At 62.6% G+C, this 24,601-nt stretch carries 25 protein-coding genes and 1 tRNA gene; 9 read left to right on the top strand and 17 right to left on the bottom strand.

What is annotated here, in order from left to right:
* The first annotated feature begins 92 nt into the window (after nucleotides 1-92).
* Nucleotides 93-1,010: an MBL fold metallo-hydrolase gene (locus tag ACGYLI_RS04640; RefSeq protein ID WP_394417510.1), complete on the top strand. Its 918-nt coding sequence runs from the start codon at nucleotides 93-95 to the stop codon at nucleotides 1,008-1,010.
* A complete protein-coding gene (locus ACGYLI_RS04635) occupies nucleotides 1,007-1,954 on the top strand; it encodes an MBL fold metallo-hydrolase (protein ID WP_394417507.1) in 948 nt (315 codons plus the stop codon). The genes ACGYLI_RS04640 and ACGYLI_RS04635 overlap by 4 nt, the downstream gene beginning before the upstream one ends.
* A gap of 9 nt (nucleotides 1,955-1,963) precedes the next feature.
* Here ACGYLI_RS04635 and ACGYLI_RS04630 read toward each other — a convergent pair whose 3' ends face one another.
* On the bottom strand, nucleotides 1,964-3,223 hold the full coding sequence (locus ACGYLI_RS04630; RefSeq protein ID WP_394417504.1) for a urate hydroxylase PuuD: 1,260 nt from the start codon (nucleotides 3,221-3,223) through the stop codon (nucleotides 1,964-1,966).
* Nucleotides 3,224-3,319: 96 nt separating this feature from the next.
* Here ACGYLI_RS04630 and ACGYLI_RS04625 point away from each other — a divergent pair, with 96 nt between their 5' ends.
* Nucleotides 3,320-4,225 carry a LysR family transcriptional regulator gene (locus ACGYLI_RS04625; RefSeq protein WP_394417501.1) on the top strand — a complete coding sequence of 302 codons (906 nt, stop codon included), beginning with the start codon at nucleotides 3,320-3,322 and terminating at the stop codon, nucleotides 4,223-4,225.
* Here ACGYLI_RS04625 and uraH read toward each other — a convergent pair.
* Complete coding sequence (uraH, locus tag ACGYLI_RS04620) at nucleotides 4,222-4,575, bottom strand: hydroxyisourate hydrolase (RefSeq protein ID WP_394417498.1); 354 nt, start codon at nucleotides 4,573-4,575, stop codon at nucleotides 4,222-4,224. The genes ACGYLI_RS04625 and uraH overlap by 4 nt on opposite strands.
* A gap of 139 nt (nucleotides 4,576-4,714) precedes the next feature.
* Here uraH and puuE point away from each other — a divergent pair, with 139 nt between their 5' ends.
* Genes puuE through ACGYLI_RS04605 form a run of 3 tightly spaced genes read left to right on the top strand, consistent with a single transcriptional unit; the run spans nucleotide 4,715 to nucleotide 8,106 of the window.
* The gene (puuE, locus tag ACGYLI_RS04615; RefSeq protein WP_394417495.1) at nucleotides 4,715-6,124 is read left to right on the top strand and encodes an allantoinase PuuE; all 1,410 of its coding nucleotides are present in this window, start codon (nucleotides 4,715-4,717) and stop codon (nucleotides 6,122-6,124) included.
* Nucleotides 6,121-6,615 (top strand): ureidoglycolate lyase, encoded by a 495-nt coding sequence (locus ACGYLI_RS04610; protein WP_394417492.1) that lies wholly within the window; start codon nucleotides 6,121-6,123, stop codon nucleotides 6,613-6,615. Before puuE ends, ACGYLI_RS04610 begins: the two co-directional genes overlap by 4 nt.
* 54 nt (nucleotides 6,616-6,669) lie before the next feature.
* Nucleotides 6,670-8,106, top strand: a complete 1,437-nt coding sequence (locus tag ACGYLI_RS04605; protein ID WP_209217834.1) for a nucleobase:cation symporter-2 family protein — start codon at nucleotides 6,670-6,672, stop codon at nucleotides 8,104-8,106.
* A 201-nt stretch (nucleotides 8,107-8,307) separates the two neighbouring features.
* Here ACGYLI_RS04605 and ACGYLI_RS04600 read toward each other — a convergent pair whose 3' ends face one another.
* From ACGYLI_RS04600 to ACGYLI_RS04585, 4 genes are all read right to left on the bottom strand, one after another.
* Nucleotides 8,308-9,129, bottom strand: coding sequence for a bifunctional allantoicase/(S)-ureidoglycine aminohydrolase (locus ACGYLI_RS04600; RefSeq protein WP_394417489.1), 822 nt, complete (start codon nucleotides 9,127-9,129; stop codon nucleotides 8,308-8,310).
* A gap of 162 nt (nucleotides 9,130-9,291) precedes the next feature.
* Nucleotides 9,292-9,849 carry a hypothetical protein gene (locus tag ACGYLI_RS04595; protein ID WP_394417486.1) on the bottom strand — a complete coding sequence of 186 codons (558 nt, stop codon included), beginning with the start codon at nucleotides 9,847-9,849 and terminating at the stop codon, nucleotides 9,292-9,294.
* A 93-nt stretch (nucleotides 9,850-9,942) separates the two neighbouring features.
* A complete protein-coding gene (locus tag ACGYLI_RS04590) occupies nucleotides 9,943-10,668 on the bottom strand; it encodes an RlmE family RNA methyltransferase (protein WP_394417483.1) in 726 nt (241 codons plus the stop codon).
* The gene (locus ACGYLI_RS04585) at nucleotides 10,668-11,786 is read right to left on the bottom strand and encodes a Ppx/GppA phosphatase family protein (RefSeq protein WP_067266266.1); all 1,119 of its coding nucleotides are present in this window, start codon (nucleotides 11,784-11,786) and stop codon (nucleotides 10,668-10,670) included. Before ACGYLI_RS04585 ends, ACGYLI_RS04590 begins: the two co-directional genes overlap by 1 nt.
* Before the next feature lie 292 nt (nucleotides 11,787-12,078).
* Between ACGYLI_RS04585 and ACGYLI_RS04580 the strand changes: the two genes are divergently transcribed.
* From ACGYLI_RS04580 to ACGYLI_RS04570, 3 genes are read left to right on the top strand one after another with little or no spacing between them, the layout of a single operon-like run.
* Nucleotides 12,079-12,375 (top strand): virulence factor, encoded by a 297-nt coding sequence (locus tag ACGYLI_RS04580; RefSeq protein ID WP_168613014.1) that lies wholly within the window; start codon nucleotides 12,079-12,081, stop codon nucleotides 12,373-12,375.
* A gap of 30 nt (nucleotides 12,376-12,405) precedes the next feature.
* The gene (locus tag ACGYLI_RS04575; RefSeq protein WP_394417480.1) at nucleotides 12,406-13,335 is read left to right on the top strand and encodes a methylenetetrahydrofolate reductase; all 930 of its coding nucleotides are present in this window, start codon (nucleotides 12,406-12,408) and stop codon (nucleotides 13,333-13,335) included.
* Between the two features lie 10 nt (nucleotides 13,336-13,345).
* Nucleotides 13,346-14,425 (top strand): methyltetrahydrofolate cobalamin methyltransferase, encoded by a 1,080-nt coding sequence (locus tag ACGYLI_RS04570; RefSeq protein ID WP_271693733.1) that lies wholly within the window; start codon nucleotides 13,346-13,348, stop codon nucleotides 14,423-14,425.
* Nucleotides 14,426-14,524: 99 nt separating this feature from the next.
* On the opposite strand, the gene ACGYLI_RS04565 is transcribed toward ACGYLI_RS04570, so the two are convergent.
* The 11 genes from ACGYLI_RS04565 to ACGYLI_RS04515 form a co-directional block, all read right to left on the bottom strand.
* Nucleotides 14,525-15,319 carry an SDR family NAD(P)-dependent oxidoreductase gene (locus ACGYLI_RS04565; protein WP_394417477.1) on the bottom strand — a complete coding sequence of 265 codons (795 nt, stop codon included), beginning with the start codon at nucleotides 15,317-15,319 and terminating at the stop codon, nucleotides 14,525-14,527.
* Nucleotides 15,320-15,371: 52 nt separating this feature from the next.
* Nucleotides 15,372-16,367, bottom strand: coding sequence for a zinc-binding alcohol dehydrogenase family protein (locus tag ACGYLI_RS04560; protein ID WP_394417474.1), 996 nt, complete (start codon nucleotides 16,365-16,367; stop codon nucleotides 15,372-15,374).
* 195 nt (nucleotides 16,368-16,562) lie between these two features.
* Nucleotides 16,563-16,639 (bottom strand) — tRNA-Arg (locus ACGYLI_RS04555).
* A 74-nt stretch (nucleotides 16,640-16,713) separates the two neighbouring features.
* Entirely contained in the window at nucleotides 16,714-17,934 is a 1,221-nt protein-coding gene (locus tag ACGYLI_RS04550) for a cysteine desulfurase (RefSeq protein WP_394417471.1), read from the bottom strand.
* Nucleotides 17,935-17,937: 3 nt separating this feature from the next.
* Nucleotides 17,938-18,513: a YIP1 family protein gene (locus tag ACGYLI_RS04545; protein ID WP_394417468.1), complete on the bottom strand. Its 576-nt coding sequence runs from the start codon at nucleotides 18,511-18,513 to the stop codon at nucleotides 17,938-17,940.
* A gap of 1 nt (nucleotide 18,514) precedes the next feature.
* Nucleotides 18,515-18,997, bottom strand: a complete 483-nt coding sequence (locus ACGYLI_RS04540) for a YIP1 family protein (RefSeq protein ID WP_271693728.1) — start codon at nucleotides 18,995-18,997, stop codon at nucleotides 18,515-18,517.
* Entirely contained in the window at nucleotides 18,997-20,277 is a 1,281-nt protein-coding gene (gene sufD, locus ACGYLI_RS04535; RefSeq protein WP_394417465.1) for a Fe-S cluster assembly protein SufD, read from the bottom strand. Before sufD ends, ACGYLI_RS04540 begins: the two co-directional genes overlap by 1 nt.
* On the bottom strand, nucleotides 20,277-21,032 hold the full coding sequence (sufC, locus tag ACGYLI_RS04530; RefSeq protein ID WP_394417462.1) for a Fe-S cluster assembly ATPase SufC: 756 nt from the start codon (nucleotides 21,030-21,032) through the stop codon (nucleotides 20,277-20,279). Before sufC ends, sufD begins: the two co-directional genes overlap by 1 nt.
* 83 nt (nucleotides 21,033-21,115) lie before the next feature.
* Nucleotides 21,116-21,922, bottom strand: a complete 807-nt coding sequence (locus ACGYLI_RS04525) for a polysaccharide pyruvyl transferase family protein (RefSeq protein WP_394417459.1) — start codon at nucleotides 21,920-21,922, stop codon at nucleotides 21,116-21,118.
* Nucleotides 21,922-23,445: a Fe-S cluster assembly protein SufB gene (sufB, locus tag ACGYLI_RS04520; protein ID WP_209218955.1), complete on the bottom strand. Its 1,524-nt coding sequence runs from the start codon at nucleotides 23,443-23,445 to the stop codon at nucleotides 21,922-21,924. The genes ACGYLI_RS04525 and sufB overlap by 1 nt, the downstream gene beginning before the upstream one ends.
* A gap of 36 nt (nucleotides 23,446-23,481) precedes the next feature.
* Entirely contained in the window at nucleotides 23,482-24,582 is a 1,101-nt protein-coding gene (locus ACGYLI_RS04515) for a cysteine desulfurase family protein (RefSeq protein ID WP_394417456.1), read from the bottom strand.
* Between the last annotated feature and the right edge of the window lie 19 nt (nucleotides 24,583-24,601).

The following is a 24,601-nucleotide window of genomic DNA, read 5'->3' as shown; positions in this document are numbered from 1 at the left end:
CCTATCTCTCGCAGCCGCATTCGCCCCTTGTGCCGCTAGCCGATGGGGATGATTATATTCACGAATCGGAATGAATGATGGGAGGGGATCAGGTGAAAATTAACAGACGGATGGTGCTTGCCGGAATGGGGGCGGCCGCCCTCGCCCAAACGCCGCTGCGCGCCTTCGCGATGACCTCGGCCCAGATCGGCGGCTATGAGTTCATAAGCGTGAGCGACGGCAATCTGGTACTGCCGCGCAGCTTTTTCTTCGAAGGTTTGCCGCAAGACGCGCTGGCGGAGGCTTTGGCGCCCTTCGACCTGCCCCAAGACCAGTTGGAGCCGCCCTGCAACCTGACGCTTTTGCGCAATGGCGAGCGTGTGATCCTCTTTGACGCGGGCGCGGGCCCTGCCTTCATGCCCTCCGCCGGGTCGCTGCTCGACAGCCTTGATGCCGCAGGCGTCGCGCCGGAGGCGGTGACCGATGTGGTCTTTACCCATGGCCACCCCGACCACCTGTGGGGCGTGCTGGACGATTTCGACGATCTGGTCTTTCCCAATGCGCGCTACCATATGGGCCAGGTTGAATGGGACTATTGGCGCGATCCGGCGACGGTGGACCGGATTGGCCCGGCCCGTGCCGCCTTTGCCGTGGGGGCCGCGCGGCGGTTGGAAGCGATTGAGGATCGGGTGAGCCATTTTGCCGACGGGGACGAAGTGCTGCCCGGCATCACGGCGCAGGCGAGTTTCGGCCATACGCCCGGGCATATGTCCTTCCTTCTGGGCACGGGCGGTGATGCGCTATTGATCGGCGGCGATGCCATTGGCAACCACCATCTTGCCTTTGCCCGCCCGGGCTGGGCCAGCCGATCGGACCAAGACCCCGAGCAAGGCGCGAGCACCCGGCAGCGTTTGCTCGATCGGCTGGTGCAGGAGAAAATCTGGCTGATGGGCTTCCACTTGCCGCAGGGCGGATTGGGCCGCGTCGAACGGAGTGGCGAAGGCTATCGTTTTCTGGGGGCCGCGCAATGAAGCACCTGATTTACGCCGCCGCCCTTCTGGTCGGATCGCACGCCATGGCCAGCGAGGATATCGCCGATAAATACCCCGGCTCCCTGCTTTACGACAAACCCTATGAAGTCATTCCCGGCGTCTTTTCGGCCATCGGAGCGACGGCCCCGCCCAGTTATGAAAACGCGGGCCATAACAATAACCTAAGTTTCATCGTGACCGGCGAAGGCGTTGTCGTAATCAACGGCGGCGCGGCCTATGGGCTGGCCGCGGCGCTGCATGATGAGATCAAGGCCGTGACCGACGAGCCGGTGAAATTGGTCTTTAACGAGAACGGTCAGGGCCACGCGGTTCTGGGCAACGGTTACTGGGCTGAGCAAGGCGTGCCGATCGTCGCGCATGCAGACGCCGCGCATGAGGTGGAGCACTTTGGCGGCAGCATTCTGGAGGCCATGCAGCGCTACAACCGCGACCGGGCCGAGGGGACGGAGGTGCAGCTGCCGACCGAGACCTTCGAGGATGAATATATCGTCGAGATGGGCGATTTCCGCATCGAAGCCCGCCACCTCGGCCCGGCCCATAGCCCCGGCGATATCGTGATCTGGCTGCCGAAGCAGAGCCTCGTGATCTCGGGCGACATGGCCTTTCACGAGCGCATGCTGCCGATCTTTCCTGACACGATGACCGCCGAATGGATCGAGACTTGGGAAACCGCGTTTGAGCCGCTTGCGGCGCGTTATGTGATCCCCGGTCACGGGCATCCGACCAATATGGCGCAGGTCCGTCGCTTCACGCGGGATTATCTGCTCTACCTCCGCGCGCAGATCGCCGCCCATCTGGAGGCGGGCGGCGGTCTGGCCGAGGCCTACTATGTAGATCAATCGCCCTATGCGGGGCTTGATACTTTCGAGGAATTGGCGACGAAAAACGCAGGCCGCGTTTTTGAGCAGATGGAGTTCGAGTAGTGCGCCCCGCTACTTCCCCGCAAGGCTGAAGGGCTGTGATGCGGCCCCGTCGCGATACCAGCGCATGATCTTGCGGCGCTCTTCTTCCTCCATGAAGGACACATTGGCGGGGGGCATGGCATTGGTCACCCCCGCTTGCAGATAGATCTGCCGCGCGGCGCGGGCGATGTCCGCGGGTGTTTCAAGCAGCAGCCCTTTGGGCGCGCGGTGGATACCGTCGTAGAACGGCTCGCGCGCATGGCACATGGCGCACCGCCCCGGCACGATATTGGCCACCTCGTCAAACCCCTCGGCGCTGGCGAAAAGCTGTTCTGTCTCAGTCAGCGCGCGGGCCTCTGCCGCTTCGATATCGTCTTGCATCAGGGGCGCGGTGGAGAGCCACATGATCGCCACGAACAAAAGCGCGGTCACGCCCCATGTCCAATGCGGGCCCTTTCCGGTCGCGTGCATCGTGTTGAAATAATGCCGGATCGTCACCCCCATCAGGAAGACCAGCGCGGCAATCAGCCAGTTGTACTCGGTCGCGAAAGCCAGCGGGTAGTGGTTGCTGAGCATCAGAAAGATGACCGGCAGCGTCAGGTAATTGTTGTGGGTCGAGCGCAGCTTGGCGATCTTGCCGTATTTCGCGTCCGGCGTGCGACCCTCTTGCAGGTCCTTCACCACGATGCGCTGGTTCGGCATGATGATGAAAAACACGTTCGCCGTCATGATCGTCGCTGTAAATGCCCCCAGATGCAGCAGTGCCGCGCGGCCCGTGAAGACCTGGTTGTAGCCCCAAGCCATCGCCACCAGCAGCACGAAGAGAAGCAGCATCAGCACCGTGGGCCGGTTGCCGAGTTGCGATTTGCACAGGAAATCGTAGATCAGCCAACCCAAAGTCAGCGAACCCGCTGAGATCAGGATGCCTTGGAAGACCGAGAGGTCCGCCTTGGCCGGATCAATCAGGTAAAGCTCCGCCTCCGCCCAATAGACGACCATCAAGAGCGCCGCGCCCGAGAGCCACGTCGAATAGCTCTGCCATTTGTGCCAGATCAGGTGCTCGGGCATGTTTTCTGGCGCCACGAGGTACTTTTGAATGTGGTAAAACCCGCCGCCATGGACCTGCCATTCCTCGCCAAATGCGCCCGCGGGCAGATGCGGCACCTTGCGCAGGCCGAGGTCGAGCGCGATGAAATAGAAGGACGCGCCGATCCATGCCATGGCGGTGATGACATGCACCCAGCGGATGGCAAATCCGATCCAATCCCAGATGATGGCTAAGTCGTGCATGAGGTCTCTCCGGATGATTCACCGGGCAGACTATTCAATCGCGGATTTTACCGCTAGATTTGGCATTCCCTAAACTCTATCAAAAGTTCCCGATAAATGTCCTATTTCGACAACATCCGCACCTTCGTGCGCGTCTACGAGCTTGGCAGCATGTCGGCGGCGGCACGCGACCAGCGGGTCTCGCCTGCAGTGGCTTCGGCACGGATCACGCAGTTGGAGGGGCATCTGGGCGTGCGATTGTTTCAACGCACCACGCGCAGCCTGTCGGCCACCGAACAGGGGCGGATTTTCTATGACGGAGCCTGCAAGATCCTCGCCTCCGTGGCCGAGGCCGAGGCGGGCATCGAGGACGTCACTGACAATCCGCGCGGCACGCTGCATGTGGCGGCCCCCTTGGGGGTCGGGCGGCGGCTGATCGCGCCGCATGTGCCTGCCTTTGCCGAAGCGTATCCGCTCGTCGATCTGCGGCTGCGCCTCAGCGACCGCAAGCTCGATCTCACCGCCGAAGGGTTGGACGTGGCCTTTTTTCTGGGTCGCCCGCAGGATTCTACACTACGGATCCGCAAGGTGGCCGATTGCGAGCGCGTGCTCTGCGCCAGCCCGGCCTATGTCGCGGCGCATGGGCATCCCCGCTCGGGGGCCGAGATCGACCGCGGCCAGCACAATTGCCTTAACCTGCGCTTTCCCGGCGCGACCGAGTTTCAATGGCAGCTACAGGGCCCTGAAGGCGCGGTGAAATACGACGTGCGCGGGCGGTTTGAAAGCGACGATGGCGATGTGCTGACCGATTGGGCGCTGGCCGGCGCGGGCATCGCCATGAAGCCGATCTTTGAGATCGCCGAACATTTGCAAAGCGGCGCTTTGGTGCGGGTCGTGGAAGACACGCCGCCCCTGCCCGTTCAAATGGCCTGCCTCTACACCCATCGACGCCATCAAGACCCGAAAACACGGCTCTTCATGGACTTCATGATCGCGCGGATGGAAGACGCGCTAAAGGTCTAGCTGCCCCGGTAGGTGGAATAGCCGAAGGGCGAGAGCAGCAGCGGCACGTGGTAATGCGCGGCCTCGGACATGCCGAACCGCAGCGGGACGACATCCAGAAAACGCGGCTCTTCCGCCGGGGCGCCCTGCGCGTCGAGGTAATCGCCGCAGTGGAACAGCAGCTCATAGGTGCCGGTCTGGAACTCCGCCGCGGGCAGGATCTGCTCATCGGTGCGGCCATCGGCATTGGTGGTGAGGCTGCGCAGATGGGTGCGGCTGTCGCCCTCCAAACGGTAGAGGTCGATCTTCAGCCCTGCCGCCGGGCAGCCGCGCGCGGTGTCCAATACATGTGTTGTCAGATAGCCTGTCATCATACCCTCCGTGCCTAACCCTTGATCGCCCGCGCCGCGCCCGAGCGAAAGTGCCCTTTTCACGATAGTCTTTCAGGAATTAATTGAAAGCAATCCAAGACCTTCCGGTCTAGACAGAGAACGACAGAAGGAGAAAGACATGACTCGCTACCCCCGCGACATGCAGGGTTACGGCCCCACCCCCCCAGATGCACAATGGCCCGGTGGCGCGAAGATCGCCGTGCAGCTGGTGCTGAACTACGAAGAAGGCGGTGAGAACAACATCCTGCATGGGGATACGGCATCAGAAGCGTTCCTGTCCGAGATCGTCGGCGCCGCGCAATGGCCGGGACAGCGTCATGCCAATATGGAATCGATCTATGAATACGGCGCCCGCGCCGGGTTCTGGCGGCTGCACCGTTTGATGAAAGACCTGCCCGTCACGGTCTATGGCGTCGCCACGGCGCTGGCGCGCTCCCCCGTGCAGGTCGCCGCGATGATCGACGCAGGCTGGGAGATGGCGACCCACGGTCTGAAATGGATCGAACACAAGGACATGGCCGAAGACGCAGAGCGCGCAGCCATCGCCGAGGCGATCCGCCTGCATACCGAAGTGACCGGCCAAGCGCCGCGCGGCTTTTACTGTGGGCGCTCGTCCAAGAACACGCTGCGCCTTGCGGCAGAGGCCGGGCAGTTCGCCTATGTCGCCGACGCCTATGCCGATGACCTGCCCTATTGGATGGAGGTCGGTGACCGCGACCAGTTGATCGTGCCCTATACGCTCGACGCCAACGACATGCGTTTCGCCACGCCGCAGGGGTTCAATGCGGGCGCGCAGTTCTTCGACTACCTAAAAGCCAGTTTCGACGCGCTTTACCGCGAAGGGGTCGAGGGCGCGCCGAAAATGCTTTCGGTCGGATTGCATTGCCGCCTGATTGGCCGTCCCGGCCGGGTCGAGGCGCTGCGGCAGTTCATCGAATACGCCCAAAGCCATGAGGGCGTTTGGTTCGCCACCCGTGAGCAGATTGCGGATCACTGGGCCGCCACCCATCCGCACCAGCGCCGCGCGCGTCCCAGCCAGATGGACCGCGAGACCTTCGTCGCCAAATACGGCAGCATTTTTGAGCATTCGCCTTGGATCGCCGAGGGCGCCCATGCACTGGAACTGGGCGCGGGCCATGACACCGCCGTGGGCCTGCACAACGCTCTGGCCCGCATCTTCCGCTCCGCCTCAGATGCGCAGCGCCTGGGCGTGCTACAGGCCCACCCCGATCTGGCAGGCAAACTGGCGCAGGCCAAGCGGCTGACGGCTGAGAGCACCTCGGAACAGGCCGCCGCGGGGCTGGATGCGCTGACGGATGAGGAGCGGGGAACCTTTACCCAGTTGAACGACCGCTATGTCGAGAAACACGGCTTCCCCTTCATTATCGCCGTGCGCGACCACGACAAGGCGGGCATCCTCGCCGCTTTCAAACGCCGCATCGACAATGACCGCGCCACCGAGTTTGCCGAGGCCTGCCGCCAAGTCGAACGGATTGCGCAGCTGCGTCTGAAAGACCTGCTGCCATGAGCAGACAGATCCTGCTCCAGCCCCTCACCGCCGGGGGGTTCGCCCCCTTCGGCGAGGTGCTGGAAGTGCGCGGCGCGCCCGACAAGATCATCAACCAAGGGCTTTGCGGGCGGCACCACGATCTGGCCGATCTCGACTTTGGTGGGGGCCGCGCGGGCATCAGTGTCTTTAACGCAGTACCGCGCGCCCTGCCCTTCACCCTTGAGATGGTCGAGCGGCATCCGCTTGGCGCGCAGGCCTTTCTGCCGATGCACCAAAACCCCTATCTGGTGGTCGTCGCCCCCGATGACGCAGGCCGCCCCGGCCCCTTGCAGGCGTTTCTCGCAGGCCCCGGTCAGGGCGTGAACTACCGCCGCAATACATGGCACGCGGTTTGCTGCCCGCTGAGCGCCCCCGGTCTTTTCGCCGTGGTCGACCGGATCGGCGAAGGCGACAATTTGGAAGAACATTGGTTCGATCAGCCGTGGGAGGTGGTCGCAGCCAAGGAATAACCGTCATGCCCTCAGCAGAAGCGGCAGACGGGATCGGTCAATAGGGAGAATGACATGACTGACGCTTCACTGGGCACGCCGGCGCAACTGCGCGACCCGAATTATACCCCCGCCCTGTCCAAGGCCGTGCCCTTGGGCATTCAGCATGTCTTGGCGATGTTCGTCTCAAACGTGACGCCCGCGATCATCGTGGCGGGGGCTGCGGGCTTTGGCTTTGGCTCGGACGCCGGGGCGCAGGGGTTTCCCGACATGACCTATCTGATCCAGATGTCGATGCTCTTTGCGGGCATCGCCACGCTGTTTCAGACCATTGGCATGGGTCCGGTGGGGGCGCGGCTGCCTATTGTGCAGGGCACGAGTTTCGCGTTCCTGCCCATCATGATCCCGCTTGTCGCGGGCAAAGGGGTCGAGGCGCTGCCCGCACTCTTTGGCGGCGTTCTGGTCGGCGGGCTGTTTCATGTGCTGTTGGGCACTTTCATCGGACGCATCCGCTTTGCCCTGCCGCCATTGGTGACCGGGCTGGTGGTGACGATGATCGGCCTCGCGCTGGTCAAGGTGGGCATCCAATATGCCGCCGGGGGCGTGCCCGCGATCAACAGCCCCGAATACGGCAGCCTGTTGAACTGGTCGGCGGCGCTGGTGGTGATCGTGGCGACGCTGGGCCTGAAGTTCTTCGCCCGGGGCATGCTATCGGTCTCTGCCGTGGTGATCGGCATTGGCGTGGGCTATCTCTATGCGCTGGCGATGGGGATGGTCACCTTCGAGGGCATCGCCACCAGTTGGAACCGCGCCGCCGCCGTAGCGCTGCCCGTGCCCTTTGCTTACGGGTTCGAGTTCAGCTTTGCCGCCATCGTCGGTTTCTGCCTGATGGCCTTCGTCTCGGCTGTTGAGACCGTCGGCGATGTCTCGGGCATCACCAAGGGCGGCGCGGGGCGTGAGGCGACGGATGCCGAGATCACGGGTGCCACCTATGCCGACGGTTTGGGCAGCGCGGTGGCCGGGGTCTTTGGTGGGTTTCCCAATACCTCTTTCAGCCAGAACGTCGGCCTCATCGCGATGACCGGCGTGATGAGCCGCCATGTGGTGACCGTGGGCGCGCTGTTCCTGATCCTTTGCGGACTGGTGCCGAAGGTCGGCGCGGTAATCCGTACCATCCCCATCGAAGTGCTGGGCGGCGGGGTGATCGTGATGTTCGGCATGGTGGTCGCGGCGGGCATCTCGATGCTGTCGGACGTGAACTGGAACCGCCGCAACATGGTGATTTTCGCGATCTCCCTCTCCATAGGTCTGGGGCTGCAACTCGACCCCAAGGCGGTGCAATACCTGCCCGACACGCTGCGCGTGCTGATGACCAGCGGGCTGCTGCCGGCGGCGCTGATCGCGATTGTGCTGAACTTGGTGTTGCCCGAGCAATTGTCGGATGAGGCGACCGAGGAGGTCTCCGGCGGGCTTTCGGGGCATGGTTCGGGGTCGTTGGAGAAGCGGGTTTGATGATGAAGGGGCGCCCGATGCGGCGCCCTTTTGTTGTGACCAACTCGGCTCGATACAATGCGATAGGCAACCGGCTAGCGCATGTCGCTTAAGACCACCGATTTTGGAAACCACCTTGGCCCGGAATCAAGCCGAAGGCGCCGGGCCATCGCCTGCCCGCCCCACCGGGTAGGCGCTGGCCCTCGAGTTCCGCAAAGGCCCTCACCGCAGCTTCATATGCCGGTTCACGTCCTTATAAAGCAGATACCGGAACGGCCCCGGTCCGCCCGCGTAGCAAGCCTGCGGGCAGAAAGCGCGCAGCCACATGAAATCACCCGCTTCGACCTCGACCCAATCCTGATTGAGCCGGTAGACCGCCTTGCCCTCCAACACATAGAGCCCGTGTTCCATCACATGAGTCTCGCAAAAGGGGATCACCCCACCGGGTTGCAGCGTGACAATGGTCACATGCATGTCATGGCGCAGATCCTGCGGATCCACGAACCGCGTCGTCGCCCAGACCCCATTGGTATCGGGCATCACATTCGGCTCGATGTCCTGCTCGTTCAGCACCAGCGGATCGGGGCGGTCCAGCCCCTCCACCGCCTCATAGGCTTTGCGGATCCAGTGAAAGCGCGTCACCGCGCCGCTGTCGTTTTTCAGCGTCCAATCGGCCCCCGCGGGGATATAGGCATAGCTGCCCTCGCGCATCGCGTGCTGCTGGTCCTCAACGGTCAGGGTGAAGCCGCCCTCGACCACGAAAAGCACCCCCTGCGCCTGCGCATCAAGCTCAGGCCGGTCCGAGCCGCCACCGGGCTGCACTTCCATAATATATTGCGAAAACGTCTCGGCAAAGCCGGTCATCGGGCGGGCGATGACCCAAAGCCGCGTGCCTTCCCAGAACGGCAGGAATGAGGTCACGATATCGCGCATCGTACCGCGCGGGAGAACGGCATAGGCCTCTGTAAAGACCGCGCGATCTGACAAAAGCGTTTTTTGATCCGGGTGGCCGCCGGTGGGTGCGAAATAGCTTGGGGGGGTCATCAACTCTCTCCGTCGGGATGGACTGTAGAATTGCCGCTTCCCAGGCCGAGGCCAAGGGTTTTATCGCTGAAGGATTGTTCGGGGATATTTGATAGTCCCGACCCCGCTTAGGGGTGAGCAACAGACCGGCCCCGCCTACCGGGACCGGTCTGGGAGGCAGCCTCAGAAGAAAGCCGCCGCTTCCAACTCAACTGTAATCACCCCGATGATTGCGCCGTTCGACGGCTCCGTGATCGGCATCGAGACGCGGCTTTGATGGGCCTTCGACCTCTCGTCAACGGCCACCTGATCGATCACGAAAATCCCCGACGGCGGCGAAAAACGGTTGCTGTTCTTGGGCTTGCCGCCCTTGAAATAGACCGAGGCGCTGCCGCTGGAGACCACGGTCAGCCCATAGGCATCCAGCAAAGTCACCCCGGCAATCCGACCCTCGGCACGGGCGATCTGCGTTTGGAGAAAGGCGGCAGCAATCGGGGCTTTCGGCTGGGGCACCCCGGCGCCCGGCCCGGTGACTGCTGCCGGCGTGACCGCCAGCGCATTCATTTCACGGTGCCGCTCATTCTGCTGTGCGATCGCATCGACGATGCGGGCATCATTGACCCAAGACAGCAATTCGCGGTCGATGTAATCGTTCACCGCCCAAGGCACTTCGGAGGCGGAAACCTTTAGCCCGGAACACAGGATGAAGATGAGCGATACAAGTGGCAAGTGTCGTAGCATCGGGGAGCCCTCATGAGGTAGGCGGCACAATACCGCGGGAGAGCTACACCCTAATCCTTGACTGGTTTACGCCCCATGAACGGCGATGGCGGCTTAACCCTCTTCGCCCTTAAACCCTGTGGCCACCACGAATTTCTCCGATGAATCGGGGCGGCTTGCAGGTGGTTTGATATTGGCGACCTTGGTAAAACGGCGCTTGAGAAGCTTCTGCAACTCACCTTCCGCGCCGCCTGCCAGCACCTTGGCCACGAATGTCCCGCCCTCTTCCAACACATCGAAAGCGAAATAGGCCGCCGCCTCGCAAAGCGCGATGATGCGCAAATGGTCGGTCTGTTTATGCCCGGATGAGGCCGCGGCCATGTCCGACATCACCACATCTGCCTTGCCGCCGAGCCATTCCTTGACCTTGAGGTCGGCGTCATCCTCCATGAAGTCGAGCTGGTGCAACTCGCAGCCCGCAATCGGCTCCATCTCTTGTAGGTCAACGCCCAGAATGGTGCCCTGCGCCTTGCCCTTCTTTTCGCCCAATACGTTGCAGCGCTTGACGGCGACCTGACACCAACCGCCCGGCGCGGCGCCAAGGTCCACCACCCGCGCGCCGGGGACGAGGAACCGATATTTATCGTCCAATTCCATGATCTTATAAGCCGCCCGCCCGCGATAGCCTTCGGCCTGCGCGCGTTTGACATAAGGATCGTTCAACTGCCGCTGCAACCAACGGGTCGAACTGAGCTTGCGCCCGCGTGCGGATTTCACCTTGACCTTGAGGTCACGCTGACCGCGCCCCGAGGTGTTCTTTCCGTCCGGTGTCTTGGCCATTAAAAGACCCCTTCTTCTAATACGCCATCGGCGCTCATCTGTGCATATAGCAGGCCTTCGCGCAGACCGCGATCCGCAACTGACAGCCTGTCGGTTGGCCAGCAGCGCATCAAGGCTTGCAGGATAGCCGCTCCCGACATGATCAGTGCGGCGCGGTCTTGCCCGATGCGCGGATCGGCGCGCCGCCCGCCCGGCCCCATGGCGATATAGGAATGAATCACCTTGTCGATCTGCGCGCTGGTCATGCTGAGGCCGTCGACCTTTGTCCGGTCATAGCGCTTCAGGTTCAGGTGGCTTGCCGCCACGGTGGTCACGGTGCCCGAGGTGCCGACGATCTGGAACCGCTTTTGCGACTGGATCGTCTGATAGGGCGTAAAATCGGTGAGGTTCTCTTCGAAAAACCAGCTCATCAGCGCAAAGCGCGCGGCATCGTCTTCAACGTCAGAAAATTGATCGCGCAGGGTCGCCACCCCCAATGGCACGCTGATCCAATCCACCACTCGGGCGGCGGGGACATCGGATTTCGCCTGATAGAACCCGCCCTGAAGCCGCATGATCGAGCGTGCGCGGTCGGCCCGCGGCACTTTGGAAATGTCGATCCAGACCAACTCGGTCGAACCGCCGCCGATGTCCACCACCAGCAGGTTTTCCGTCTTGCGGCTGACCAGCGGCGCGCAGGAGATCACGGCAAGCTGGGCTTCTTCTTCGGGGCGGATAATGTCGAGCTTCAGACCGGTCTCGCGCTGGATACGGCGCATGAACTCCGCCCCGTTCTGCGCGCGGCGGCAGGCTTCGGTCGCGACAAGACGCATGTTCTGCACCTTGTTGCGCCGCAACTTTTGCTGACAAATGCGCAATGCCTGAATGGTGCGCGCCATCGATCCGCGCGACAACCGCCCGGTCTTCTCCAAACCGGCACCCAATTGCACCGATTTCGAAAAACTGTCCACCACATGGAAACCGCTGCCCCGAGGCTGGGCGATCAACATGCGGCAGCTATTTGTACCCAGATCTAGGGCCGCATATAGCTCATTAGATCTGGGCGGAACTGGCGCGGGGCTCAGAGCCGGAATATCTTTGTCGAGCGCACCCGCACCTTTGGGACGCTGTGGCGCCATGGTTACGCGCCTTTCATATCGAGTTGCCCCCAAGGTATTCCCTGCGCCCAGCCGGTGCAAGTGGTCGCGGTGCCTTGGGCCAATTTCCGCGGCGTCCGCGGGGCGCCCTCGCCCCGCCATCAGGGCCACCTCACAATCATCTTGAGAATAATGGGGGCGCCGCCCCCTCGTGATGACAGGGCCAATGCGCTATCACCTCTCCCAAGTCGCGGATGGGTCGTGTTTCGTCGAAAAACGGCCCTGTCCTGACCGCGACGCTCGTTAGACAGGTTTAAACCGGAGGAATCGTCCCATGCCCGCAGTCACCATCGTTTACTGGCGCGACATTCCCGCTCAGGTGATCGTCGGCAAGGGCCGTCGCGGGTCAAAACGCCCCCTGCCCGAACGCTTTGAGCAGGCCATCGACCGCGCGGCGATGAAGGTGGGGGCTGCCAATACCGATGCCTATCTCGCGGAATGGCGCAAGGCCGAGCCTTTTGAGGTTGAGGGCGACCCCGACAGCATCGCCGATGCCGAAGCCGCCCGCATTGACGCGGAATACGACCGCGACCGGATTAAGCAACTGATTGACAATGACGGCTGGGCATAGCCTGCCAGCCCTATGATCAAGGACACGCTCATGGCACTTTTGAACTTCCGCAAAAAGGAAACACCGGCCCCACAGGCGCCGGTGGCCGAAGTCGAGGCGCTGTTGAAAGATTATTCTATCGAGGTGATGCCCCGCACCGCCGAAAAGGTCGAGGATTTCCGCGCCCTGCTGCCAGAGGGCACCCGTGTCTATATCGCCCATATCGACGGCACCCCGATCGAAGATATGGTTGCCACCGCCGCGCGGTTGAACGCGGATGGCTTCAAGGTCATGCCACATTTCCCGGCCCGCATCATCAAAGACCGCGCCACGCTGGCCGATTGGATCGCCCGCTATCAGGGCGAGGCCGATGTCCGCCAAGCGCTGCTGCTGGCGGGCGGTGTCACCACCCCGGCGGGGGAATTCAGCGACTCGATGCAGTTGATGGAAACGGGGCTGTTCGACAAGGCAGGCTTTACCCGCCTGCATGTCGCCGGCCACCCCGAGGGCAACCGCGATATCGACGCTGACGGGGGCCGCCTCAACGTCGATGCGGCGCTGAAATGGAAGAATGATTTCCAGACCCGCACCGATGCTAAAATGGCCATTGCCACGCAATTCGCCTTTGACGCGCAGCCGATCATCGAATGGGCCGACAGTCTGAAGGCCGCTGGTATCACCCTGCCGATCCACATCGGCATCGCGGGCCCCGCCAAACTGCAAACGCTGATCAAATTCGCCATCGCCTGCGGTGTTGGCCCCTCGCTCAAGGTGCTGCAAAAGCGGGCGATGGATGTCACCAAGCTGCTGTTGCCCTATGAGCCTGCAGATGTGATCAGCGACTTGGCCGCCCACAAAGCGGCCCACCCGGATTTCAACATCACCCATGTGCATCTTTTCCCGCTGGGCGGGATCAAGACCAGCGCCACATGGGTCCAAGAGAATGGCGGCGCCTCTGGGGTGCCCGCCGACGCAGCCTAAAGGAAGTTACATGACCAGAACCGTCATCGAATCCAAGACCAAGACCGCCGTCATCGGCTTTGACGAGCCGTTTTGCGTGATCGGAGAGCGGATCAACCCCACGGGCCGCAAGATCCTCAGCCAAGAGCTGGAGCAAGGCGATTTTTCGCGGGTCGAGGCGGATGCCATCGCGCAGGTCGCCGCCGGTGCCACGGTGCTCGACGTGAACTCGGGCGCGGTCTTCTCCAACAAAATGGCCGAAGACCCGCGCTATGCCGACAACAACTTTGTCGAGCCGATGCTGATGCCGGAGCTGATCAAGGTCGTGCAAAACGCCGTCGACGTGCCGATCTGCATCGACAGTTCGGTCCCCGGCGCGCTTGAGGCGGGGCTTGAGGCCTGCGAAGGTCGCCCGCTGCTGAACTCCGTCACCGGAGAGGAAGAGCGGCTCGAAGTCGTCCTGCCGCTGGTCAAGAAATACAACGTGCCCGTCGTGGCGATCTCCAATGACGATACAGGGATCTCCGAGGACCCGGATGTCCGCTTTGCCGTGGCGAAAAAGATCGTCGAACGCGCCGCCGATTTTGGCATTCCCGCCCATGACATCGTCGTCGACCCGCTGGTCATGCCGATTGGCGCCATGGCGACGGCGGGCCATCAGGTCTTTACCCTCGTCCGCCGTTTGCGCGAGGAGTTGGGCGTGAACACCACCTGTGGCGCCTCCAACATCTCCTTCGGGCTGCCCAACCGCCACGGGATCAACAACGCCTTCCTGCCCATGGCGATGGGTGCGGGCATGACGAGTGCGATCATGAACCCGGTTGCCGTGCCGCTGAACGCCACCAAAATCGCCGAAAAGCGGGCCGAGATTGCTGCCGCGGGGATCATCCTCCCCGAAGATATGGATGATGAGACCTTTGCGACGCTCTTCAACCTCGGCTCGACCAAACCCCGCCCGGGCAAGGAGATGGAGGCCATCCGCGCCGCCAACTTCCTCTTCGACCGTGACCCTCACGGCAGCGCTTGGATTGAGTTCAACAAAAGCGCGCCCAAAGCGGGTCAAGAGGGCCGCGGCCGCGCGGGCCGTTCAGGTGGACGCCGCCGCCGCTAAGACCGCCTGACAAGATCGAAAAGCCCCGCCAGCAACGCTCGGCGGGGCTTTTTCTTTTCCATGCGGGCGGGCGGAAGTCCGAGATGACGCTCTCCGGCGCTACTCCGCCCGGTTCCCGCTCACCAATTCTTGGATCGCGGCCATGACGGCGGCCACATGATCGGGGTCTTTTGCCGCGCGATGCGGCTCATTGAACCCGCCCATATCATTGTCGAAATAGGCGCCGGAGGCCTCTGCAAACTCATCCGAAAGGGCTGCTCGGGCAAGAATGTCGGCCCCGATGCTCAGGTCGTTCCCGGCGACGCCAAAGCCTTCCTTCACCATCTTCGACGCCAAGAGAGAGCCGGGGTTCACCGCGATAAAGAGCGGCCCGTCTTGGTGCGCGCGGGCCATCTCTCGGGTCCAGATCGTGATCGCCAATTTGCTCTGCGCATAGGCCGCCATATCGTCAAGCGCCCCATCGCCCCTAAGCGCAGCCACCTCCACCGGCGCCTGCGCGGCGGACGAAAGGTTCACCACCCTGCCCGCTTTGGGAAGCACCGGCAGCAACAGTTGAACCAGCAGATAAGGCGCCAGCGTGTTGACCACGAAACGCGCGTCCAACCCTGCCTCGGTGCGCGGCTCGGGCAGTTTCAAGACACCGGCATTGTTGATCACCACGTCGATCTGACTGTGATCGATGCGCAGCGCCTCTGCCAGCGTCACGACCTCTTCCAGCCGCGACAGGTCCGCGCGGTAAGTCTGAGGATTGCCCCCCACCTCCGCCGCGGCAGCGCTAAGTTTCTTGGCACTGCGCCCGTGCAGCAAAACGCTATGCCCCTGCGCGCTGAGCTTTTTGGCGGTCAACAGACCGATACCGTCGGTCGCGCCGGTGATGAGGATCGTCTTGGTCATCTGTCTCTCCTTACTGGGTCTCTGCGCGGGGATGGGAGGCGGCTCTGCGCGATCACCACCCGCCCAGAACCTGCTTGCCGATCACCCGCCCGCTTTCCTGACGCTCATGGGCCGCGCGAAGGTTTTCCACATTTATCACGCCCGCATGTTCCGTCACGGTAGAGCGTAAAATGCCTGCGTCGATCATCTCCGACACCCGGTTCAACAGGTCGCGCTGCGCAGTCATGTCCGCGGTCTGGAACATCGAACGTGTGAACATGAACTCCCAATGCACGCTTAGGGCTTTCGGTTTCGCCGCTTTCATATCCAGCGTCTCAGGATCGTCGATCAGCGCGATCTGCCCGCGCGGCGCAATGGCTTCGATGATGGCGGGCCAATGCGTATCGGTGGCCGTCAGCGCGGCGACATAGCTGGACGTGAGGTCGAGCGCGGCAAGCTGCGCCACCAGATCGCCCCGATGGTCCACCACATGATCCGCCCCCATCTTGCGCACCCAATCTTGGGTCTCTGGCCGCGAGGCGGTTGCGATCACGGTCAAACCGGTCAGGGCCTTGGCCAGTTGAATAAGGATCGACCCCACGCCCCCGGCCCCGCCGATGACCAAAATCGCATCCCCTTCGCCAGCGCCCTCGGCCAGCCGGAAGGAGTCGAACAGCATCTCCCAAGCCGTGATCGCCGTCAGCGGCAAACCGGCGGCCTCAACAAAATCAAGAGTTTCCGGCTTTCGCCCGACGATCCGGGAATCGACCGTGTGGAAGGCGGCATTGGTCCCCGCGCGGGTCACGTCCCCGGCATAGAACACCTCATCGCCAACCGCGAAATCGCTAACCTCTGCGCCCAGTTCCACGACCACGCCCGCGGCGTCAAAGCCCAAGACCTTCGAACCACCCTCAGGCCCCGAAAGCGCGCGCAGCTTCACATCCACCGGATTGACCGAGATGCCCTTCACCTCCACCAAAAGATCATGTGGTCCGGGTGTGGGACGCTCAATTTCGAGCATCTCCAAAACCTCTGCCGGGCCGGTGGTGTTATAGCCGATGGCTTTCATTTTGTCTGTCCTTCCGCAGGGATATTACTGTTGGGCAGAAGGTATCAGCTTGCCGGGCTATATAAACCGGGACGGAGGCGGATAGAGTTTTTAGATACGGAGTATAATCCAAACGCTTGGCGAGCCCACGGCAAAGCCCCTCTCGGGCGAAGGCATAGACCCCAACGCGACAAACGACATTCATATGGAGAAAAATGGCGGACCCTAGAGGATTCGAACCTCTGGCCTCTGCCTTCGGAGGGCAGCGCTCTATCCAGCTGAGCTAAGGGTCCACTGAGGGGCGGTATAGCCAGAGCGGGCCGCCCCTGCAATGGAAAATCCGGGGGCGAGGGCGGCGAAATTCACCTTAGGCGAAAAGATCATGCGCCAATTCGAGGGCATCGACCAATGTGTCGACCTCGGCCCGGGTGTTATACATGCCAAAGGACGCGCGGCAGGTGGCCGAAACGCCGAGATGCGTCATCAAAGGCGCAGCGCAATGATGCCCAGCCCGGACGGCCACGCCTTTCTTGTCGAGCACGGTCGAAATGTCATGCGCATGGGCGGCGCCGTCCAGTGTGAAGCTAAAGATCGCCGCTTTGTCCGGCGTCGTGCCTTGCAGGTTGAGCCAATTCAAACCGCCGAGCCGCGAGACCGCGTAGTCGCGCAGATCGTCCTCATGGGCGGCGATATTCTCCATCCCCAGATCCATCATGAACTCCAGCGCCACGCCCAAGCCGATGGTGCCCACGATCCCGGGGGTGCCGGCTTCGAACATCATTGGCGGGTCGTTGTAGCTCACCGCGTCCTTGCTGACTTCGCGGATCATGTCACCGCCGCCGATAAAGGGGCGCATTTCGGCCATGCGCTCGGACTTGATATAGATCGCGCCCGAACCGGAGGGGCCATAGAGTTTATGCCCCGTGACGGCATAGAAATCACAGTCGAGGTCCTGCACATCGACCGGCATATGCACCGCCGCCTGCGAGCCATCGACCAAGACCGGAACGCCCTTCTCATGGGCGGCTTCAGCGATGGTTTTCACATCAACTTTCGTGCCCAAGACGTTGGAAAGGTGCGATATTGCAACCAGCTTGGTCTTCGGCCCGATGGCGTCGATCACCGCCTGTGGGTCAAGCGCGCCGGTGGCGTCCACATCGACCCATTTCAGCACCACGCCCTGCCGTTCGCGCAGGAAATGCCATGGCACGATATTGGCGTGATGCTCCATCACCGACAGGACGATCTCATCGCCCGCCTGCATGCGCGGCATGGCCCAACCATAGGCCACGGTGTTGATCCCCATGGTCGCCCCGGTGTTGAGCACAATCTCATCTTCCGACCCGGCGTTGAGGAAGCGCGCCACGGTGCCGCGCACGCTTTCGTATTTGTCGGTCGCAAGATTAGAAAGATAGTGCAAGCCCCTGTGAACGTTGGAATATTCATTCGCATAGGCTTGTGTGATCGCATCGATCACCATCTGCGGCTTCTGGGCCGAAGCGCCATTGTCGAGGTAGACCAGCGGCTTGCCGTTCACCTCGCGGCCAAGGATCGGAAACTGCGCCCGGACGGCTTCAACGTCGAACATGACTTAAACTCCCTGGGCGGTCAGCCCGATCAAAGACAGCAAAAGGCCCAACCCCAGCAAGACCCCAAGCGCGGCCCCCGCGAGCACTGCAGCGGCGTGGAACAGCCCCGGCAGATGCAAGAGTTCGGCCACGAAATTCAAAAGGATCCAAAGACCCCAGAAGGTAACGACAAAAGAGGCCAGCAGCGCCATCGGCGGCAGCGCCAAGGTCAGCAGCAAGATGCCCAGTTGCGCGCAGAGGCGAAGCGCCTGAAGCCACACGACGGCAGGCAAAAGCGGCGTCACCGCGCCCTGCCCGCCCAGTGCCCGGCCAACCCAAGTCAGCGCATGCACATAGAGCACCATCAACCCGGCCAGCAGCGCGAAGAGCACCAGTGGCGATTGGAAATAGCTCGGCAGCGCCATGGCGGGCGGCGCGATCACGAAGGTGGCCGAGATGACGAGCGCATTCAGCGCGGCCACCAAGGCAAGCGACGTCCAGATGACATCATTGCCTAAAGGCAGTTCCGCAATCTGGCGCGCTGCGGCGCGGGGGCGGCGCAGGGTGCTCTGCGCAAGCTGGATCAGGGCGCCGCTCATCTCAGCCCCGCTGCGCGGCAACAAGGCCCGCGATCCAGAACCAAAAGAACACGGCCAACCAGATCACCCCGACGATCTGCGCCTGTAGGCCCGGCCCGATGAACCCAAGCGCGAGGCCCAGCAACAAAAGGATCGGTGCAGAGGCAAGGAGCGACCAAACCAAGGTCAGCCGCACCGCATAACCGCTGAGCCGTTGGCCCGCGATCCGGCTGATCCCCCAGACCATCGCGGCCAAGCCATAGAGCAGCAAGGGCATCACGAAGATCCAGAAAAACGCGCTCCAATACTGGCGCACCGCGAGCGGCCCGTCCGGATCGAGATGCGCCGCGCGGGCTTGATACGGCGACAGGGCCACGAAGATCAGCAGCCCCGCCATCAGCGCGAACATCAGCACGCGCACCTCGTTGCGGCCCTGCGCAAGCAGCCCCGACATCACTTTGCCGGGGCCGCGGTAGGTCGCCACGATATCGCTGGTAACAGCCATCAGGCGCTACGACGCTCCAACCACGAGCTGAGACGCCCGGTGATTTCCTCCCGCAGTTCCTCGGCCTCGATCTCCTCCACCGCTTCGGCGAGGAAGGCGAGCGTCAGCAGGTCGGTCGCCTCGGCATGGGACACACCGCGGGCGCGCAGGTAAAACAGCGCCTCCTCGTCGATCGCACCGGAGGTCGAGCCATGCGAACAGGCCACATCGTCGGCGTAGATCTCAAGCTCGGGCTTGGCGAGGAACTGGCTGTCGCCATCCAGCAGCAGCGACTGGCTGATCTGGTAGCCATCGGTCTTCTGCGCGCCTTCCTTGACGAGAATCTTGCCTTGGAACACGCCGGTCGCGCCGTTGCGCAGGACCTTCTTGAACACCTGACGGCTTTCGCAGTTCACCGCGTCATGGGTGATGAAGACCGTGTCGTCGTGGTGGAAATCACCATCGCCAACGCAGGCGCCCGCCACATGGGCCGAGGCATCATCGCCCGTCAGTTCGATCACGCATTCGTTGCGTGTCAACGCGCCGTTGACGGTGACGGTGAAGCTCTTGAACAGCGACTCGGTGCCAAGACGGGTGAAGACATGTGTCGCAGCACGGCGCTCATGATCGCGGCCCTGTGCGCGCACATGGTGGAAGCGCGCGGTGTCGGCCACCTCGACCTCCATCACGGTGTTGAAGCGTGCAGCCGCGGGGCCGTTCTCCAAAAGCGTCACTTCGGCGCCTTTGTCGAGCTTCACGACGTGGTGCAGCATCGCATCCGAAGTTTCTGATTTGTGTTGATAAACCAGATTGATCGGCTTGCTTGGCGTGCCAGTGACATGGATCAAGACACCGTCGGTGGCAAAGGCAGTGTTCAGGGCCGCCAGCGGGCGCTGCACCGGAGTCTGGCCGTTCTTTTCCAGCGTGCCATAAAGGTCGCGCGCCCAATGCAGATCGCTGTCAGCAGCCGCGAGCCGTTCGATGCTGACGCCTTCGAGCGACAGGTCGTCCGATGCCTCCGCGTCGAACTCACCATCGACGAAAACGATCCGCAGACGATCGGTTCCGTCAAAGAGCGGAGCGTCGCCATGATCGAAGATCGCGGCGGGCAACGCTTTGGCTTGGGTCAGCGTGTCGGGGCGGGTGAACTTCCAGTATTCATCCCGGCGCTGCGGCAGGCCCATGGCACGAACCCGCGCCAACGCGTCTTCACGCGCCGCCTGTGCCCAGCCACCCTGCGGCATATGGAGCGATGCGATCATCGCCTCGGTCGGGGTTTCTTTGAGCTTCGCTTCGGCCATTACACCACCTCGGCGAGGATGTCGGCATAACCGTTGTTCTCGACTTCGAGCGCGAGCTCCGGCCCACCGGTCTTGATGATGCGGCCATCGGACATGATGTGCACGACGTCGGGTTTGATGTGGTCCAGAAGACGCTGGTAGTGGGTGATCACAAGGAAGCCACGGCCCTCGGTGCGCAGCGCATTCACGCCCTCAGCCACTAGTTTCATGGCGTCAACGTCGAGACCCGAGTCGGTTTCGTCGAGGATGCACATCTTCGGCTCGAGCATGGCCATCTGCAGGATTTCGTTGCGCTTTTTCTCCCCGCCCGAGAAGCCCATGTTGACAGGGCGCTTGAGCATGTCGGCGTCGATCTTGAGGTCCTTCGCCTTGGCGCGAATTTCCTTGAGGAAGTCGGCGGCCGAGATTTCCTCTTCGCCACGCGCCTTGCGCTGTGCGTTCACGGCGGTGCGCAGGAAGGTCATGTTGCCGACGCCGGGGATTTCCACCGGGTACTGGAAGGCAAGGAAGAGGCCCGCCGCGGCGCGCTCTTCGGGTTCCAGTTCGAGGATGTCTTCGCCTTCGAGCGTGGCGGAGCCTTCGGTGACCTCGTAGCCGTCCTTGCCCGAGAGCACATAGCTCAGCGTGGACTTGCCCGAGCCGTTCGGCCCCATGATGGCGTGCACCTTGCCGGCCTCGACTTCCAGATCGACGCCCTTGAGGATCTGCTTGTCCTCTTCTTCCAGTTTCACCTGCAGGTTCTTGATGCTCAGCATTTCGGTCTCCTTCTGGCGCGCCTTGCGCCGCAATTCATGCTATTTCAGTGTTGTCTCAGGGGCTTGCCCCTGCGTGTTAAAGTTCATGCCGCCCCCTGACGGGCGCAGAGCGCGGCGGGAAAGCTGTCTTTCAGCGCGGCGCGGCAGGCCGTGATGCCGTCTTGGTAGGTCAGCGGCGCGTCGGGTTTGAGCGCCGCCGGAATATCGGCCAAGGCAATCGGCGCGCGCATGTCGCGCCCCACGGAGGCGGCGTAGTCGTGAAACTTCAACCGCCCCTGCCCCTCGGGCGCCACCCAAGTGTTGGCCACGCCGTAAGCATCCGCCGTGATCAACCCGTGCAGCGACGAGGCAAAGACATGGGCACAGGCGGCGATGCCGGCGCAAACCTGCTCCACCGGATCGCGCGGGTCGATCAACACATAGGCGCTGTCGGAGGCTACGAGTTCCAGCAGGTCGGGATCGTCCGCCAGCGTGTGATGCGGCACGATGCCGATCTGGTCGCCGCGTGGTGCATCACAGGGCAGCACCTCGTTCACCAGAAGGCCCGGATCGCCATAAGCATTGGTCTCGATCCCGAGAAGCGCCGCCGTCACCGGCCCGCGCAACAGCGCGATTTCGATGTTTTTCAGGAAGGCACGGCCCCCGGCGGGACGCAGCAACCCGCTGCCCCAGATCACCGGCTTGGCCCCCGCACGCGGCGTGTCGTAGTTCCGCCGCACGATCTGCAAAAGCGAGCCGAGACCAAAGACATCCGCCTCATCCACCGACGCATGCTCCACCCGCCGCCCCGAGACATGGCTCAGGACCAGCGGGCTCAGCGCATCGCCGAAGTTCGGCTGCGCCTTCCACCAATGCAGGCGAAGGGGAGTATGCGCCGCATCAAGGCTCATCAGCCGACGGAGCCTTCCAGCGAGATCGCCACCAGCGCCTGCGCTTCCATGGCAAACTCCATCGGCAGCGCCTGCAGCACGTCCTTGCAGAAACCGTTCACCACCAGCGCCACGGCCTCTTCCTCGTCCATGCCGCGCGAGCGGCAATAGAACATCTGGTCGTCGTCCACCTTGGAGGTGGTCGCCTCGTGCTCAACGCGGCTCGAGTTGTTCTTCACCTCGATATAGGGCACTGTATGCGCCCCGCATTCCGAGCCGATCAACAGGCTGTCGCACTGGGTATAGTTGCGCGATTCCTTGGCCTTGGGGTGCATCGAGACGAGGCCACGGTAGGTGTTCTGCGCCTTGCCGGCCGAGATACCCTTGGACACGATCCGCGACTTGGTGCGCTTGCCGAGGTGCACCATCTTGGTGCCGGTGTCGGCCTGCTGCATGTTGTTGGCGATGGCGATGGAGTAGAACTCGCCCTGGCTGTCGTCGCCGCGCAGGATGCAGGACGGGTATTTCCAAGTCACGGCGGAGCCGGTTTCGACCTGCGTCCACATCACCTTGGCACGGTCGCCACGGCAATCGGCACGCTTGGTCACGAAGTTGTAGATCCCGCCCTTGCCGTCCTCGTCGCCCGGATACCAGTTCTGGACGGTGGAGTATTTCACTTCCGCGTCTTCCTCGACGATGATCTCGACCACGGCGGCGTGCAGCTGGCTCTCGTCGCGCTGCGGTGCCGTACAGCCTTCGAGGTAGCTGACGTAGGAGCCCTTGTCGGCGATGATCAGCGTGCGCTCGAACTGGCCGGTGTTTTCGGCGTTGATGCGGAAATAGGTCGACAGTTCCATCGGGCAGCGCACGCCCGGCGGCACGTAGACAAAGGAGCCGTCGGAGAAGACGGCGGAGTTCAGCGTGGCGTAGAAGTTGTCCGACACCGGCACGACCGAGCCGAGGTACTTTTTCACCAGATCGGGATACTCGCGGATCGCCTCGGAGATCGAGCAGAAGATCACGCCGGCCTTCTTCAACTCCTCTTGGAAGGTTGTGCCGACGGAGACGGAATCGAACACCGCGTCCACCGCCACCTTGCGGCCTTCGGCAGGCGCATCCTCGGCGCCTTCGACGCCAGCAAGGATCATCTGCTCCTTCAGCGGGATGCCGAGCTTCTCATAGGTCGCCAGCAGCTTCGGATCGACCTCGTCGAGCGACTTGGGCTTCTCGGCCATGCTTTTGGGGCGAGCGTAATAATACTGCTCCTGAAAGTCGATCTCAGGATAATCCACCATCGCCCAATCCGGCTCTTCTTTGCTGAGCCAACGGTTGTAAGCTTCAAGCCGCCATTCGGTCATCCACTCAGGCTCGCCGTTCTTCTCCGAGATCAGCTTCACGATCTCCGGCGTCAGCCCCTTGGGCGCGTATTCCATCTCGATATCGGTGGACCAGCCGTACTTATACTTGCCGCCGACTTCGCGCACGGCATCCACGGTTTCCTGGTCAACGCCTTCCTTGACGCCATCATTCTCTTTCAGGGTCATATTTTCCAAGGTTTCAGTTCCTTTCCGTGGCGGCGCTCAGGCGGCCCGCGTTTCGTGCTTTTTCAATTTGGCGGTCCAGCTTGTGGCGAACCGCAGGATATCTTCCCGGGTGGTGTCGAGGCCCAGCGACACCCGGATCGCGCTGGCGGCCTGTGTTTCATCAAAGCCCATGGCGCGCAATACGGCACTGGCACGCACCTTGCCGCTGGAACAGGCCGACCCCGCCGAAATGGCAAAACCGGCAAGGTCCATCTGCATCACTTGGGTCTCGCCCTTCCAGCCGGGCGTGATGATACAAGAGGTGTTGGGCAGGCGCGGAGCGCCTTTCCCTACAAAAATAGTCAGACTTGCGGCATCCGCAAGGGTCGCCTCCAGCAAATCACGCTGTTCTGCCACCTCTTCCCAACGCCCCGCAGCCAGATCGGCCGCCGCGGCCTCAGCCGCCGCGCCGAACCCTGCAATGGCGGGGATATTCTCGGTTCCCGAACGGCGGCCCATCTCCTGCCCGCCGCCGCGCAGCAGCGCATGTTCGGCCAGATCAATGCCGCGTTTGACGATCAATGCGCCGATCCCCTTGGGCCCGCCCAGCTTATGCGCCGAGACAAGGATGAAATCCGCGCCCGAGGTCGCCATCTTGAACCGGGTTTTGCCGAGCGCCTGGACCGCATCGACCAACACATAGGGCGTGCGCTCCATCGCCCAAGATTGCTGCGCCAAAGGCATGGTTTGCTGCAACACACCCGTCTCGCTGTTCGCAGCCTGAAGGGCCACCACATCGGCCCCCGCGGCGGCGGTCAGGTCACCGTCCCAAACACCCTGTGCGTCGACGCCCAAACGCGCCGCCTGCCCCCAAGACAGAACCGCGTCATGTTCCACCGCTGAGGTCACAACCCGCGCCCCCATCGCAGCCGCAAGCGCCGCCGCCTCGGTCGCACCGGAGGTAAAGATCACATCGACCGGATCACAGGCCACAAGCCCCGCCACCTGCACCCGCGCGCGCTCGACCACGGCCTTGGCCGCACGCCCCTCGGCATGGACCGAAGATGGGTTGCCGGGCAGATCCATCGCCGCGATCATCGCCGCGCGCGCCTCCGCCCGCAACGGCGTGGTCGCGTTATGGTCAAGATAGACCCGCATCCTTCATCCTTTTCCAAAT

Origin of the sequence: Sulfitobacter sp. 1A13421 (assembly GCF_043557285.1) — a bacterium.
GTDB lineage: Bacteria > Pseudomonadota > Alphaproteobacteria > Rhodobacterales > Rhodobacteraceae > Sulfitobacter > Sulfitobacter faviae.
Note: the sequence above shows the minus strand (reverse complement) of the source record. Positions and strands in the feature narration are given on the sequence as shown.